The following is a 15,970-nucleotide window of genomic DNA, read 5'->3' as shown; positions in this document are numbered from 1 at the left end:
AATGTCCTCAACCCCGCCTGTCCCAAAATGGGCCAAGATGCGACTTGTTCAGTGGCTTGCTGTCAATGGCCGTGCTGACAGCCCCATTTCCTATCCACGTTCATGAAGCCACCTGCTCCACGTGCACCGCGTATACAAAATTACCGTTTTTTGGACAGTCCCGAGACCGGAAATCTTTCCGCTCATGAGTGCAAAAGATTATAGACCGTCTTCGGCGCAATACCGAGGCGTTCGGCTATTTCTTTACGGGGAAACCCTCTGGCCTCAAGTTGCTCCAGAACATACTTCTTGGCTTGTCGCGTTTCCGGACGCCTCGCGCTTCCAGTTGGAAACTGGGCAAGGAGCTGCTCAAGGGAAGGACTGCCTTGCAACGGCATGGAAGTATCGTGAGGAAGAACTCGCTTGCTTTGCAACCGCCCAAACAGTTTCGGAAAACGGGCACCAAGACGATCACAGAATTTTTCAATCACCCCCGGCTGCTCCTGCGCATTCTCTGGAGCATCTGCCCGCCCCTGGTGCAGCAACCGAGCGTACACCTGCCGCGCTTCATCCGGGTCTGCGGCCACCAAAGTACATATACGTTCGGGCAGAAGAAAGGAATCCTGCTCCGCCTGCCTGCAATAGACCGCCGCAGAGGACCATGGATAGTCGCTGGCCCTCTTGGTCAGTCCGGCGCGCACTGGGTTAAGATGGATATAGACTGAAGCGGTCAGCAAATAATCTGGAGCAAGACACAGCGCTTGGCGATATCGCCCGCCGAAGAGATGCCCCCGGCGTTGGTATTTACGGTTAAAAAACGTGGCATACCGAAAAAACAGGGAGTGCATCCCACTGTCCAGGTTCGGCTTGTGCGGCTCAACCAGCAAATGGACATGGTTGGGCATCAGACAAAACGCGTAATAGCCCAACTCAAACCGGGAAGCACTCTCCTTCAGCAGCGCTAAGAAGTGCAGATAATCTCCCTTTTCCAGAAAAAGCGGCTCTTTTCCTGCCGCTCGCTGGGTAATGTGCGAAATAAACCCCGGTTGGTTAATCTTGTACTTGGCCCGGAAAACCCGCTGGTTGCCACCTGCTGCAACCACATCCTCAATGTCCATAGCTTTCCCCTTCCCCCGTAATTACCGATTTCTGGACAGTCCCGGATCCGGTAATCTGAATTCTGCTCCTCGGATCGCCAGGCGCTTGCCAGGCTCATTGGGTGGACATCCCAATGAGCCTCGTGCTTGCGGCACCGGCCCGCCGTGGGCAAAAATCCCCGTACCGCCTGTCGAGCGGCCAACGGGAGCGGGCGGTTGCACCAACCAAAATTACCGGATTCTGGACAGTCCCGAGATCGGTAACTCTTTGATCCCTCACCAATGAGTGGCGGGTAGATGAACGGCCTGAGCCCTATACCTATCTGTGCCATCTCTTTGAGCACCTGCCCCGGTCTCAGGATGAACAGAATCTTCAAGCACTCCTGCCCCAGCACATCGATCCCACCCTGATCCAAACGCCTTCCGCAGGCTAGCCCAACAACCGACTTCGTCCCAACCAGGCCCGCTTGGTAGCACCTACCAAGCGGGCCTTACCATTTCCTGCTCACCTCTACCATGTGGGGTTAATTGGACGCTTACATAGCTCCCCCCCCCCCCCCGAGATTACCGATTTCTGGACAGTCCCGAGACCGGTAACCTGGAAGAACAGTACATCGGATCAGTCCACAATCTCCCGGATCGCGGCCAAGTACATGTCCAGCACGATGCGCTCGTCAAACTCCCGGACCATCTTCTCCCGGCCCCGGTGGCCCATCTGCTCCCGCTCGTCTGCCGGCAAAGCCAGGAAAGCACGCAACTTGGCTGCTAAAACACCTGCCCTGAAGTGGGAAATCCACTGCTGCCCCACAGCCAAATAGCGCTCTATCCTTCGAACGCCACCAATGCCTGGACAATACGCTGCGCGGTGCGACCGTCCCAGAGTTCCGGTCGGGCCGGAGCCCGCTCGGCTACCAGCATTTCTCGGTAGGCGTCCCGGATTTTGTGTACATCATTGCCCACCAATATGCTGGCGCCCCCATGTTCTTGCAAGGTCACCGGCCGCTCAGTATTCCACCGCAAAGTCAAACAGGGCGTCCCCAGAACACAGCATTCTTCTTGTAGCCCCCCGCTATCGGTGAGCACCACCCGGGCAGCCATATTCAAACGCAACAGTTCATGGTAGCCAAGCGGGTGCAAAAGAAGCACCCCTGGACAATCCAACACCTTTTCCCACAGCCCGCAGTCTTGCAATCGCTGTTGCGTCCGCGGATGGATCGGCCAGACAAGCGGCATTTCCGCAGCCACTTCCTCCAGCAGAAAATCCAGAATAGCGGTGAGTGTCCCTGCGTCATCCACATTCGAAGGTCGGTGCATGGTCATCAATGCGAACGCGTCTTGACGCAGCGGCGACGCCTCCGGACGCTTTTGCCCGGCAATAGCGTTCTCCTGGACAATAGTGGCGATTTCCAGGCGTTCGGCCTTGGCCCGCTGGTGCTCCAGGGTATCGATCATAATATTGCCAACAAAGTGGATCGCGGTTGCAGCCGCGCCTTCGGCGCGCAGATTGGCGCTTGAGAGCTGATCCGGTGTCAACAACAGATCGGACAAGCGGTCCGTCACCAGCCGGTTCACCTCTTCCGGCATGGTCATGTCCCGGGATCTGAGCCCCGCCTCGATATGCGCCAATTTGACATGTTCCTTTTTGGCCGTGATTGAGCACGCGCAGGTGGCGTTCACGTCCCCGACCACCACGACCCAGTCCGGCCTATGTTCCCGAAGCACCTTTTCAAAGGCTATCATGGTCTGCCCCACCTGTTCAGCATGGGAGCCGGAGCCGATTTCCAAATTGATGTCCGCTTGGGGGATATCCAGGGCTTCAAAAAAGGCCAAGGACATTTTGTCGTCATAGTGCTGCCCGGTGTGCACGAGGATATGCTGGAGAGGCGAGGTGGCAGAGTGATGGAGGGAGCCAGAGGGGGGGCGGGAAGGAGGGACAGGCTGGGAATCCTCCCTGAAGGCATTGTTATAGTCCTCAATAGCCCGAATAAATGGAGCGATCTTCATAAAGTTGGGCCGAGCACCAACCACAGACATAATTTTCATGGCCACCCTTCGCTCTTTAACTGTTCATTTGAAAACGACCAATCACCAGGATTCATGATCATACTGATCAGCATGCCTAAGACTTGATCATAGGCTTGATACATTGTTTTGTGAATCTGTTCATCCATATATTTGCATGCGAAAGCGTAATCAAGCCAGACCTGAGTTTCTGCCGCCTCGCATTCAGCTTGCCCCAGTTTCGCAACAAAGGCCTTTGGGTATCGCCGGGATCGAAATGCTTCTGCTATATTAGCGGACACTGATCGTGAACTGCGTCGTATCTGATCTGTCAAAGAATATCTTTCTTCTTTAGGGAACTGCTTCGAATACGTAAAGACCTCCATACCCAACTCAAAAGACTTCTGATACACACGCAAATCTTAGTGTGTCCGTATCTTCCCCATCACTCCCCCCCACTTTCCATCTCTCTATCTCTCCTCTCTCCCTCTTTCCCTCTCCCTCCATCTCTCCTCTCTCTTCCTCTTCCCCCTCCCCATCCCTCCATCTCTCCTCTCTCCCTCTCTCTTCCTCCTCCCCATCTCTCTATCTCTCATCTCTCCCTCTTCCTCCCCCTTCACCCTATAGCCTTCTGCAACACCTGCAACATCTCCCCGGCCAGTTTCTGCCGGTCGTATTCCCGGGCCAAACGCGCGCATCCATTTTGCAATTGGGCATACAAATCAGGGTCATCTTTGAGCCGCCTGACCTGCCGTAGAAAATCGGCTTCATTCTCCGGCTCGAAACACACCCCGGCCCCATGTTCCTCGACAATTTCCTGGGCCTGGCCTTCCACGCCGAGGATAATTGGCTTGCGCATGGCCGCGGATTCAAAAATCTTGGAGGGAATAACCGTGGTAAAGGTTTCGGCCTTGATAAGCGGCACTAGCGCGGCATCGGAAACACTGATATACCGCCCGACCTGATCTTTGGGCACCGGGGGAACGAAGGTGGCATTTTTAACCCCCAGTTCCCGCGCCACCTGCACGACCCGCTCTTTTTCCGCCCCGTCGCCGACAAACAGAAAGTGGACGTCCGTATCTGGCAACTGGGCTACACTGCGGACAATAAACTCCAAGCTGTGGGCCAGCCCGTGCGTGCCGATATAGGCAATCACGAACTTCCCGCTCACCCCCAACTCCGCCTCCAACGCTTGGTCCTTGGGCAACGGGGTGAAGCGCTGCATATTGGCCCCGTTGGGCACCACCTCGATTTTCTCCGCCGCAATCCCCCGGGAGACGAGGTTGCGCTTAAAAGCCGGGGTGACCGCAACCACCCGACTGGCCTTGCGGTAGAAAAACAGCTCCATCGCTTCAAGCCAGTCCAAAACCTTGCTCTCCCGCATGGCCCCCACTGTGCGGATGGACTCCGGCCACAGATCGCGCAATTCAAACACCCACGGCCGCCGTTTCAAAACGCTCAACCCCAGACCGGCAAAATTGGTAAAAAACTGCGGCGAGGTGGTCAGGACAATATCGGCCTTGTGGAAAATCCCAGCCAGGAATCCGGTGAAGGCGAAACTGGCATAATCGAGCACCCGTCTGGCAAACCCGGCGTTGGGCGCCATGTACGACCAGACCCGGACCACGGTGATCCCGTCCATGTCCTCTTTGCGGTACAGCCGGTTGCGATACCCGGGATACACCCGCCCAGAGGGGAAATTGGGCGCACAGGTAATAACCGTCACCCGCGCCCCTTGCCGGATCCATTCCTGGCAGTGCTCATAGCCCCGGGTCGCCGGTGCGTTGACTTCCGGAGGAAAATTATCGGTCAAAAACACAATATTCATACGTCCCAGCCAATCTCCGTATACAATTGCCCGTAAAAATCCAGCACAAGACAGATGTTCGGCAACGACGCGCCAAATTCTGGATGCCATGTGCTCTCTTCCATTGTCATCTGCCCGCCCCGAATGGCCACCCGCACCCGTTTTCCCGGGGCCAGATGCAGGTCAGCCGTATGCCCGTCCACACGTCGGCAGTGCCAAGCAGGATGCAGATGCAAGCGGGCCTGCGCCCCGGATTGTGCATCGGAAATACTGTCCTGCATGCCCAGCTTGCCCGGAGTAAACTCCCAGCGCCTGGTATGCACAGGGCTCCCCGGCAGCCGCGTATACCCGTCATGGCTGCACTGCACCGTGACCACCTCGTGGTCTTGCCGCACGGTCAATCCCTTGGGGTACGCCCGCCGAGCGACCCGAAAGCCCGACCAGACCTCGGAGGAATCCTTCCCGTCCACGACCACGGTGTTGTGCGCGGCGGTCGAGCGCTGCCGCAACCGCTCCGGACCCAGCCCGTAGCATGACGCCCCGGAGTCCACGATCAGCCGCTGCCCCCACACAGACAGGGCAAACGTCAATGTGTCCGCATGCGCATGCCCCGGCAGATAATCCGGCCCAATGGGGGCGGTGTCTAAAAAGGCAACCGCCTCCCCGGCGTCAACCCGGATATAGCCGGTGTCCGGCAACTGCGTCACCCGCAACCGCTCCCCGCTCTCCCGGCTGGCCGGCCTAATCCCCAGCCGCTGGCAGTATTGGGCCAGCTGCTTTGGCCCAGGGGCAATATTCAAGGCGGCATCGTTCAACAGCACGATATTGCCGTCCGGATGGCACATGGCCTGCAACCACTCCAGCATCCGCTGCACGGTATCCGGCCAAGAGCGGACAAGCTCGTGGCCCTGCTGCGGCAGGCTGTGCGGATAGGCCCGGCAGATATTGACCAGATCCGCCATATCTTCCACAGCGATGGCGTGGTACATGGGCGAGCGCTCAAAATGCCCCCCGTCTGGCAGAATCTGCTCCGGGATTTCCCGGGCCAAAATGGCCAGGCCCTTGTCCATCCATTGGCGGGCTTCCTGGCCCTCAAAAAAAGCCCCGGCAAAAACCAGGGCCTTGGCGTTGGCAAACAAGTGGTTGCCCAGAAGATGGTATTCCAGATGCTTGCCCAACCAGCGGACCTGCACCGCCAGGCTGTGCACCGCGGCTTCCGGCAACGTATTCCCGGCCAAGGCCCACTTGACCCAGTTCACAACTCGAAGCGAGGTGGGATACGGCTCCCAGCCGTTGCCCTTGCCAGGCGGGTTCTCGTCCACCCAGCGCAAAAGCAGCCGGTGGTGCCATGCGGTGCGCTCTTCTGCGCCCTGGGCATGGAGGTCATCAAAATAGTGCAGGTTGTAGAGCCACAATTTGTCCGCGACCGCATCGTTCCAACCCTGCGGCCAGTGCAAGGTGTGGGTCTGGTTCAAAAAGCAAAAGGTCGCCGGCCCCAGCATGGACTGGGGCCGCTTGACCGGCTGCACCCAATCTTGCCGCCCCCCGGTACGAATGTCCGGCGCCGGACGGGAATCGATTTGGGGACGGCGGAGCTTACGGATCAAACGGGCATAGATTTGGCCGGCTTTGAGATGCCGAAGGGTGTGGAAATATGTTTGAATATCCATGGCAGGAAAACGTCGCCCCATATCAATCAGGCCTGGCCTGGTCTTGCGAGGCAAAGTCTTCTTCGTGTTCGCAGGTATTGAAACGAACCGTTGGCAGCATCAACGGAAAACTTGGCCCCCGGGAGGTGATGGAAAGCACAAATTCACGGGCCGCAGAATAAAGGATCGATGCACCGTTAATATAGACCTGTTTTTCTTTTTCCTCCACCTCAGAAGCCACTGAAAAAATGCCGACAACCTTGACGCGACCAATATACGAACAGTGCTCTCCTTCGCTTCCAAAGCGAATCTCCAGCGCAAGGCGATAGATAGCATCATCATCTTCCTTGACCGCCATGCGAGGATTCACCTGGACTTCCGGTGGACACACTGCATCGGGATTGCGAGGACAATCAGGATTCTCGCGGCACTCAATTTCTGGAAAGACATATTCAACGAGTTGCAACACCGGCATACGCATATCCTTCCTTTTCCCTGAAGCCATCCGCAAAACGCGCCCGGCGGTCTCCTTGCCGCTGCTTATTCACAGGGGATACAGCAAAAACCCGCGCTTCCCAATGCTTGGGGATCATGGAAATACACGTTTTGTATCCCAAAGCAGATGCAACCTTGGCCAGGGTCTGCAAGCTCACGTTCGTCCCGCGAAGCAATTTTGTTATATACGGCCTGGAAACGCCCATCTTGTCAGCCAGCTCCGCTTTCGTCAGGCCTTCTTTGCACATAATCCTATTGATTTCTTCCGAAACAGTATGCAGCAATTCTTCATACTGCATTTCCTGCTCAGAGATCTGCGAAAAAATGCCGTCGATCACACCGCTGTATTCATTGTCCGTCTGCATAATACAGCTCCCTGCGTTGTTGCGCCTTGGCAATAAGCTCCGGAGCAAGCTTTTGTTTCTTTTTCACACCCATACAAACAATGATAAAATCAGGATGGACCTCAAACCCCAGCAAGCGCACTTGGCTGGTCGGCTTCAATTCGCAAATCTTGCCCGCAACATGCCTGAATTTCTCTTTGTTTGTCCGTGGCAAGCCGTTTGTAGAAAATATGGCCAATTGCGCGAGCAGTTTTTTCTTCACCTTGATGTCCAGTCGGCTTGTGGCCAGCCACTTCGAAAAGCCGTGCGCCTCATCCGGCGACCAAAAATAAATGCTCACCTTCCTTGCTTCCGGCTCAACGTGGCCCCGAAGGATATCTTGACACGGCATCTATTAACTCTCAGGTTAACTAATCTACAAATCCTGTCAACAAAAATCCCCGCCCCATTAGGCCAGAGCCAGCGTCACCCGCATGACCTCAGTGATCTCTTCAAAGGGGATCGGGCTTGCTTGGCCCTCGCGGATCGCCGCGAAAAACGCCTGCATTTCTGCTTGCTGGCCCTTGTCCTGCCGCCAGAGCCGTTTATTGCCCCCCCTACCCTTGCGAGGAAAGCCATAGCCCTTCAATGTGCGGAAATTGTTCATCTGCAGGATCTTGCCCTCACAGAAGACTTCCAGCCGCTCCTTGGGAAACATCTTGGACCCGTTGGCGAAATAGTGCACTGCGCCGATGGAGCCATCCGCGAAGCGCAGCGTGATGGTCAGGGTGTCCCCGCCAGCGCTTTGCATCACGGTCTTGTCATAGCCCGTGATATGCGCCCCGGCCAAATAGCGCAAAAGATCAATGAAATGGCAGGCTTCGCCGATGATACGTCCCCCGCCGACCTGCGGATCCTGCGTCCAGTGCTCCAGGGGGATCTCCCCGGCGTTCACGGTCATGATCATAGACTTCGGCCCGGACATGGCACCCAGTGCCTGCTGCATCTGCTGAATCAGGGGCGCAAAGCGCCTATTGAAGCCGAGCATTAGGATCGGTGGCCGGTGGTTCGACGTCAAAGACCCTCGATCAGCATAGGCATTGGAAATATCATCCAGTTCCTCTCTATTCATACACAGCGGTTTTTCCACAAACACATGCTTCCCCGCCTCCAGCGCCTGCATGACGAAGCGGTAATGGGTATTGTGCCTAGTGGTCACAAAAACGGTGTTGATTTCCGGGTCGCTGAGCAGCGCTTCCGTGTCCGTGGTCGATTGCTCGAATCCGAACTTTTTGCCCAGATGGGTACCGGAAACCCCGGTGCCCGAAGCGATGGTTTTAAACCGGACATCGCTGCCCTTGCCCATTGCCGGAAGGAGCACCTGCCCGGTGTATCCGCCAGCCCCGATCATGCCAACAACAGCGGAGGTCGGAGACCGGAGATCAGACGTCTGCGAAGAACGCAACTGAACTGTCCACCCTCCGCCCTCTGTCTTCCGCCCTCCGCCCTCCGAGCTCTGATAATCCAGAATAATTCCCACATACGGCTCAGAATTATCCGCAATCATCCTGTACGCATCTTCAGCATTTTCAAAAACGAATCTATGACTTATTAGCGGCTTTACATCCAGCTTTCCGGCGGCCATCAAATCCAGCACGGCCTCGAAATTGCGCTGCTCAGTCCAGCGCACGAATTCGAATGGATAATCCTTGCCCTTGTCCTCATACTCCGGATCGTATCGCCCCGGGCCATAGGAACAGGAAACCTGGAAGGAAAGCTCTTTTTTGAAAAACAGATCCCGGGACAGCTCCAGCCCGGTCACTCCGGTGAGCACGATCCGGCCTTTTCTGCGGCACATCTCCGTGGCCTGGCGGATGGGATCATTGGACTTGGTGGCCGCGCAAATAATTACGCCGTCCACCCCCCGCCCTTTGGAAAAACCGTCCGCAACCCGCAACGGATCTTCACCCTGGCCCAGACAGACAGCCTTGGCCCCGAATCGCTCCGCCAAGCGGCACTTGTCCGGGTCAAAATCAATTCCCAATACTGAACAACCGTTGGCCGACAGAATCTGGACCGTCATCAGCCCCACGAGCCCCAACCCGGTGACCACAAAATATTCCCCCAGAGTGGGCTCAGCCAAACGCACGCCCTGCAGGGCAATGGCCCCGATCACCGTAAAGGCGGCCTCTTCATCAGATACGTTGTCCGGAACTTTGGCACACAGGTTCTTCGGCACACACACATATTCCGCATGCGGCCCATTACTCGCCACACGATCATTTTTCTTAAAACTTAAAACTTGCCCCTTAAAACTCGTGGCCGGGTCTTCAACCCGGCCAACGTTGCAATACCCCAGCGGCAAAGGCGCTCCCAGCTTGGACCGTACAGCTTCCACAGTCGGCATCAGCCCGTCGGTGCGCACCTTGTCTAAAACCTCTTTCACTTTCTCCGGCTGTTGCCGGGCCTTTTGCAGGTAATTGCCCTTGCCGAAGTCAATGAGCATCCGCTCGGTGCCGGCGGAGATAAGGGAAGTAGAGCTTTGGATATACAAATGCCCAGATTTCGTCCTAGGTTTGGGGACCTCAACCAATTCGGTTTTTCCATTTTGCAGGTCTTGGAGAATTTGTTTCATACAGCTATCTTATTCTCTTGTACATCAGAAACTACAAACCGTAGCTTTCCGGATTTCGTTTTAGGCAGTTCACTCACATACTCAAATGATATGGAAATCTCATTTCCTAACCGCTTTCGAGTTTCAGAAAGAATATCTTTTTCATCCCGTTTTCGATTAAAATTCTTGCCAGGAACTACTCGGATAACAATATCTTCGACATTCGGTTGATAAATTTGTGCTGCATTAATATTAATCATATCTTTAAAAATGTGATCCAAGCGACCTACTTTAGCACCAGAAGGAAGAGATACATAGTCTTCTTTCCGCCCATCAATACATTTCACTACACGTCCCTCTTTTTCACAAGAACACTCATTATCCTCTATTGTAGCAATATCGCCTGTGTCATAACGAAAAAGCGGGAAAACCGGATTAGACCAATTTGTACCAACTATCTTAAAAAGAGTTCCATCACGGTTGACGGGTAGAAATTCAACGTAGGCAAAATCCTCATCAACATGCAGTCTACCATTAGGGCACTCAGATATATTCGCCACACCTTCAGCTAGACCGTAATGCTCCCGTACAGGAACTTTCAAAACATTTTCAATAAGTTCCCTTTGCTGCGAAAGCAAACTCTCAGCCCCAATAGTGGCCACTTGCAAGGATGGAATATCGGGTAAACCAAGATCCCGCTTCAATCCTGCGAGTAAAGCAATTGTCGATGGATATCCATGGATCCAGGGTACTCGGTATCGATTGAGAGCAGCGATATAGTCTGGGGCAGTTTTGTCACTCAAATGATAAGCGCTGAACATGATTTGACGGCCAGGTCGATTGACACGCCAATATGGGGGCTTTTGCTGGCTAAGAGAAACAAGCGAACGCCCCCCAAAATAGCCACATAAGGTATCAAATTTGATCCCATGCCATAATCTGTACCTCCACCACGTAGCCCATTGCTCTCTTTCCGCCTCCTTACTTACGGGGAAAACTAGCCCACTCCCTGTGGTTCCACTGGTATGACAAGAAAAAAAATCTACATCTAATTGTGCTGAAATATCTATATCATGCGCATGGTCCTTCACCTCATCCTTAGATAATACAGGCAACTTCCTTAATTCTTGAAAGACATCTTCAGCGTCAGGATCCACTTCGTAATCTAGGAAGCGCTTATACCAAAATGGCGAAAGTCGCGCTTTTTGTAAAAAATCCCGCAATCGTTTTTTTTGGTAATCGCCTTGAAATGCCATATCTAAATCACAAAATCTATCTATAACTTCATTAAATATATTATAAAAATGGCGAGAATATCGACGACGCTGAATACGTTTCCCCTCAATCGAAACAAGAATATTCTGCAAAAAAATGGGAAGTTTTAAATATATGCTTTCTATATCTATTTTATTTTTCATACTCAATGTGGCCTTGCCATCCGAAATGGGGCTTAAAACTTAAAAAATTCTTTTTTTCAATATCTGAAAAAAGACCGCACCACTCTGAGTTATTGCTTGAAATATAAACCTCTTTTGGAGAAGACAATGTAATGGGATAATTTTGCACCTTGAAAGCCTCTCGAATAACAGGAATTTTGCGCCAATCAAACCCCATTAGTTTGGCGGCTACCATATCCGTCGCAACTGGGTCAGCGCCGGAGATGACTAGGTCGCTTGCCACAGGCTCGCCCTGCATGGGGCCATTGCCTTCCATGCCGACAATGCCATCTATAACTGTATAATATCGCTTTGGATTTGATGTGCGCAAGGTGCCATCTGGATTCCCATACAAAAGACATCGATTCAAGTCCAGTACCATACGCCAAGTAGTATCATTACCATACCAATTCCCGCTTCGAATGACCTCGTCTCCACTGCCAAAAGTTTTAGTCCCAGCTTTTCGCAAATATTGAGCCATTTTAGGCCCCAACAATGGTATCGCTAGGGCCATTCTTCTAACATTTCTAACTGCCACCTGTTCAAGTCTCTTCTTGAACGAAAGTTCAGGAAACTGATCACCACCGGATGAAGGATCCCCTTCAGTATGGTGTGGCAGCCAATTCTTATCGGCATTAATTCCTACCAAATTTTTTAAACTTAACGTAACGCCGGTTTTTTTATGCGTTTTAAGTTTAGGCATATTGATTAAAACATCGCAAAGTACAGGTGTAGCACAAATGAGGTATTCCTGCTTTTCCCCACAATGGTGTTTATTCACTATAGCACTATCATAGTCAGCGCCATAATATTTACCTTCACCCCTATAACCATAAAAAAAACTAGCGCGTCCCACATTAAAAGCTATAGAACCTTGTGGATCCCCGCTAAGTTTTTTGCGCTCGGAAATGATTCCTTTTTTATTAGTCCATTCTTCATTTCTCAGATCGAAAACCTCAATCGATATTTGATATCGAGCCATATATTTTTTAGCTATAGCGTAAAGACCAGCTCTTTCAGATATTTTAAAAAATGATGAATCTGTTTGCGGAGCATCACAGATTGATATTTTTCCTTTCCCATTAAGCTTTTCACAAACAATTTCACAAACCCTATCAATTAAAGCAGGCGAAGTTATAACACTTTCCCATTCACTTTCATCACTTTCTTTACATTCTTTGACAAGATTAGGCTTTATAACCACCCAATCACCTGGACGAACATCTATGTTGTTTTTATCTAGCGATAAACTTTTATATTGTATGTCGACATTCATTTTACGTATTCCAATCACAACTGCTAATGGATAAAAAAGTCATAAACAAAACCAACATTAAGGTAAAAACATCAATCACTACTTCTTCAGAAACCACGAAATTGTTTTCTCAAGCCCTGAATCCAGTTCCTCCTGACACTCCCAACCCAACACTTTTCTCGCCTTTGCCGTATCCGAAAAATTGCGCTGCACATCGCCTTGCCGCCGTTCGCCATGTTCCACTTGAATATCAGAGACGCCAAACCGGTTCAGAACAGGCACAAGTTTCTCCACGAGTTCGCCCACGGTCGTCTCCCGGCTGGTGGCGATCTGGAAGGTTTCCCCGCCGATATCGGGAACGCTGGCGGCCTGGCGGATGGATCGGACCAGGTCGTCTATATAGATAAAGTCCCGCGTTTGCCGGCCATCCCCGTAAATCTCCAGGGGCTGTCCCGCCAGGGCACGCTTGATGAATTTGGCCACCACGCTGTCCTTTTTCCCGGAAAACGGCCCATACACATTCCCGAAGCGCAAGCACACGGTCTCGACCCCAAACGTTCTCCAATACGCCGAGCAATAGCCTTCACCGGCCAACTTGCTTGCCCCATACGGGGAAACCGGGTGCGGGGGCAATTCTTCATGAATGGGCGGCTCTACCTCCCCGGCCGGGGCGCCGGAAGAGGCAAAAACAAACCGCTTGCTCTGACAGTGCCGCGCCGCTTCGAGATAATTCAATGTCCCGAGCACGTTTGTCTCACAGTCCATTCGCGGATCAGCCACTGAAGGCGCCGCTTCAAAAAAACACAATCTCCTATTCTCCACAGGCTGCCAGTTGAAAAAGTTTTCGGTTCTGCTCCAGCACTTCTGACCCGGAGGCTACCTGCAAAGCATAGTCATGGGCACTTTTTTGAAAAAAAGTTCGCTCATCGTCTGTTTTGTACGCATACGCATTGATAACAGAAACAAACTCATCAAAATCAGCAAGTCGCCGGACAAAGCCAGCGCCTTTTTCATCTAGGTCACGCCATGGGGTCTGATCGCTAATCAATGGCGGCACACCGGCTGCAAGGGTCTCGTAAATCGCATGGCCATAGTTTTCCCCATGGGTAGGCAGAAAAAAAAGATCATACCCGGAGAGCAGTTCATGCACGTCTTTATGGTTAACAACCCCATGATAGAAAACCTTTATCTGTTCCGGCAAAGTGTTTATAAGCTGGCTGCACTTGTCCCAATAAGCATTGTCATCTATTACCCCGTAAATATCGAACACCACCGGCACAGTAACCTGGCCGAGGACCTTTAGCGCAAAATCCAGGTTCTTCTTCGGCGATACGCGTGACAAAAAAATGATCCGTAAATAAGAATCATCAGCAATGGCATTGTTTTCTGATGTTATCTGGAGTTCATTTTGCAAAGGAGAAGGAAGATTAGGCGCAATAAAAATATTATTGGCGGTATTCCCTATGGCATAACGGATATCATCGACCTCGTGCTGGCTTGAAGCCTGCCAGGCAAGTCCGGAAGATATCCCCACAGCCCGGGTCAGTCGTAAATATGCCTTTTTTTTCCATGCCTTCAAGGCCAGGGCCCCTGCTGAAAACTCCCCGCGGGGTGCGATAACGCAAGGCTTCTTCGGCGCCAGCCCCAATCGCCTTGCCAAAAGCGGCAGCGCTGTGAACCCAAAAGAAAAAAAACTGTTCAGATACAACACGTCATGCGGGGTTTCTCGCAACAAACGAGCTACCCCGCACAATCCCAAGGTTTCCTGGGAAGCATAAAATACTTGCGCCTTACCCACTGTGTTCCAGGAATCGATCTTTACATCTGGGTACGGTTCAGTATCCAACGCATCCCGATCCCGGGTGACGATCCGAAAATCAAAATCATCACCCAAATGTTCTACCATGTTGGCAATGGTCCGCACTGGGCCGCCAGATTTATAGCCGGGTAGGTAGTAGCCTACAAATGTAAAAACAATAGAGAAACTCATTATAATTTATAAATATATCAATATTTAGCATTCATGTGAAAGTGTAAAGATGAAAACCACAACAAGAAAAACAATATTGAATTCAATCCATAAGTTTGACCAATATCTGCCATAGTCGTGTTTAGAATAATACCAACAAAATAAAGGACGGTAGATTCTATAGATTTATACTTTATTCCTAAATACCCAAAATATAACAATGAGATATAAAAAAGGAAAGAAAAAACACCATAACGTGCAAGAGATATGGTCCAATACGATTCCCCACCAGCTCTTGCTCTTGTTCCATTAATCATGTCACCTTTTTTAAAGTCTACCTTATCGGCTGACACTCCAGTAAGGTAATTATCTTTAAAAAGATCTAAATGGTAATACCAGAGCCAAATTCTACCAGCACCAACCTCACCATGATCGCTAGTGGTTTTAGTAAGCTCTCCTGCAAAGCCTGGTAATTTAACGTTGTTATATTCTATATATAATGTAGTAGAATATATGAAAGCAATTATAATAAAAGGTAACAACAATAAAACATATCTATATCTTTTAAGTCTAGCAAAAAATGTTTTTATCGTTAAAAGAATGATTGGCAATATAATCACAATAATAAAATTCGTTCTGCTCCCTGAAAATATACTCAAATATAAACCTAATGATATAGAAAATAAAGAAAGGTAAGTATTATATGTTACTTTGTTCCTATACGATAGAAAGTAAAATAAACCCGATAACAATAAAAAATTAGCTAAACGTTTTGTGTTTGCAATGGAGACAATATAAACTCTCCATTGATCTCCTGTAAAAGCAAATAATGATAAACCTTGAACCTGTTGTGTAAAAATCAATGCAGAAATTATAGAAATTGGCAATAAAACATATAGACTTAGTTTTAAAAATATGGGTATGTTAAAATTTACTACTTTTGTTAAAGTCCAATATCCCATAATCCCACCAAAAAACATAAATGATTCAAGAATTGCATCAATATCATTTCGAATAGTTGAAATTATTAAAAAAACAAACAATAGTGATGTATTTAAAGCTATTACTTTGTCTATTTTAAAATCTATACTCACCTTAAACAAGGAATAGCAATAATAGTAAACAAAGGCAAGAAATAAAAATAGCATTATTAGTATGTAATTCACAGTATTGAGACTCGAAAAAAGAGGATTTATCAACCTATAAATTACTACTAAACTTGTAAATATAGAAATGCAAACAAAATTATTTCTTTTTAAAAAGATATCCATAACTCAATTAAGAAAATCAAATCTATCACGTTAATAACTTTTGGCCGCCATTTACTGAAACAATAATACATAAT

16 protein-coding genes are annotated in these 15,970 nt (G+C 50.5%); all 16 read right to left on the bottom strand.

Going from position 1 to position 15,970, the window contains the following annotated elements; genetic code table 11:
* Positions 1-182 precede the first annotated feature (182 nt).
* Positions 183-1,097 (bottom strand): transposase, encoded by a 915-nt coding sequence (locus tag DRET_RS01950; RefSeq protein ID WP_015750854.1) that lies wholly within the window; start codon positions 1,095-1,097, stop codon positions 183-185.
* A gap of 598 nt (positions 1,098-1,695) precedes the next feature.
* Positions 1,696-1,833, bottom strand: coding sequence for a hypothetical protein (locus DRET_RS13600; protein WP_208595896.1), 138 nt, complete (start codon positions 1,831-1,833; stop codon positions 1,696-1,698).
* Between the two features lie 65 nt (positions 1,834-1,898).
* Complete coding sequence (wecB, locus tag DRET_RS01940; RefSeq protein WP_015750853.1) at positions 1,899-3,119, bottom strand: non-hydrolyzing UDP-N-acetylglucosamine 2-epimerase; 1,221 nt, start codon at positions 3,117-3,119, stop codon at positions 1,899-1,901.
* Positions 3,116-3,490 carry a four helix bundle protein gene (locus tag DRET_RS01935; RefSeq protein ID WP_279614521.1) on the bottom strand — a complete coding sequence of 125 codons (375 nt, stop codon included), beginning with the start codon at positions 3,488-3,490 and terminating at the stop codon, positions 3,116-3,118. The genes wecB and DRET_RS01935 overlap by 4 nt, the downstream gene beginning before the upstream one ends.
* Positions 3,491-3,547: 57 nt before the next feature.
* The gene (locus tag DRET_RS13730; RefSeq protein ID WP_153304096.1) at positions 3,548-3,697 is read right to left on the bottom strand and encodes a hypothetical protein; all 150 of its coding nucleotides are present in this window, start codon (positions 3,695-3,697) and stop codon (positions 3,548-3,550) included.
* On the bottom strand, positions 3,694-4,905 hold the full coding sequence (locus DRET_RS01930) for a glycosyltransferase family 4 protein (RefSeq protein ID WP_015750852.1): 1,212 nt from the start codon (positions 4,903-4,905) through the stop codon (positions 3,694-3,696). Before DRET_RS01930 ends, DRET_RS13730 begins: the two co-directional genes overlap by 4 nt.
* Positions 4,902-6,554, bottom strand: coding sequence for a heparinase II/III family protein (locus tag DRET_RS01925; protein WP_041282162.1), 1,653 nt, complete (start codon positions 6,552-6,554; stop codon positions 4,902-4,904). Before DRET_RS01925 ends, DRET_RS01930 begins: the two co-directional genes overlap by 4 nt.
* Before the next feature lie 22 nt (positions 6,555-6,576).
* Positions 6,577-7,008: a protein-export chaperone SecB gene (locus DRET_RS01920; protein WP_041281832.1), complete on the bottom strand. Its 432-nt coding sequence runs from the start codon at positions 7,006-7,008 to the stop codon at positions 6,577-6,579.
* Entirely contained in the window at positions 6,986-7,393 is a 408-nt protein-coding gene (locus DRET_RS01915; RefSeq protein ID WP_015750849.1) for a helix-turn-helix domain-containing protein, read from the bottom strand. Before DRET_RS01915 ends, DRET_RS01920 begins: the two co-directional genes overlap by 23 nt.
* Positions 7,377-7,712 (bottom strand): type II toxin-antitoxin system RelE/ParE family toxin, encoded by a 336-nt coding sequence (locus tag DRET_RS01910; protein WP_041281831.1) that lies wholly within the window; start codon positions 7,710-7,712, stop codon positions 7,377-7,379. Before DRET_RS01910 ends, DRET_RS01915 begins: the two co-directional genes overlap by 17 nt.
* A gap of 108 nt (positions 7,713-7,820) precedes the next feature.
* Entirely contained in the window at positions 7,821-9,986 is a 2,166-nt protein-coding gene (locus DRET_RS01905) for a bi-domain-containing oxidoreductase (protein ID WP_015750847.1), read from the bottom strand.
* Positions 9,983-11,383, bottom strand: a complete 1,401-nt coding sequence (locus DRET_RS01900) for a phenylacetate--CoA ligase family protein (protein WP_015750846.1) — start codon at positions 11,381-11,383, stop codon at positions 9,983-9,985. Before DRET_RS01900 ends, DRET_RS01905 begins: the two co-directional genes overlap by 4 nt.
* A complete protein-coding gene (locus DRET_RS01895; protein ID WP_015750845.1) occupies positions 11,373-12,677 on the bottom strand; it encodes a DUF362 domain-containing protein in 1,305 nt (434 codons plus the stop codon). The genes DRET_RS01900 and DRET_RS01895 overlap by 11 nt, the downstream gene beginning before the upstream one ends.
* A 78-nt stretch (positions 12,678-12,755) precedes the next feature.
* Positions 12,756-13,436, bottom strand: coding sequence for an NAD-dependent epimerase/dehydratase family protein (locus DRET_RS01890; RefSeq protein WP_279614520.1), 681 nt, complete (start codon positions 13,434-13,436; stop codon positions 12,756-12,758).
* Between the two features lie 31 nt (positions 13,437-13,467).
* The gene (locus DRET_RS01885) at positions 13,468-14,646 is read right to left on the bottom strand and encodes a glycosyltransferase family 4 protein (RefSeq protein WP_015750844.1); all 1,179 of its coding nucleotides are present in this window, start codon (positions 14,644-14,646) and stop codon (positions 13,468-13,470) included.
* A 17-nt stretch (positions 14,647-14,663) separates the two neighbouring features.
* A complete protein-coding gene (locus DRET_RS13595) occupies positions 14,664-15,719 on the bottom strand; it encodes an O-antigen ligase family protein (protein ID WP_167317781.1) in 1,056 nt (351 codons plus the stop codon).
* Between the last annotated feature and the right edge of the window lie 251 nt (positions 15,720-15,970).

Source organism: Desulfohalobium retbaense DSM 5692, from assembly GCF_000024325.1.
Lineage (GTDB): Bacteria > Desulfobacterota > Desulfovibrionia > Desulfovibrionales > Desulfohalobiaceae > Desulfohalobium > Desulfohalobium retbaense.
This window is presented reverse-complemented; position numbering and strand designations above follow the sequence as displayed.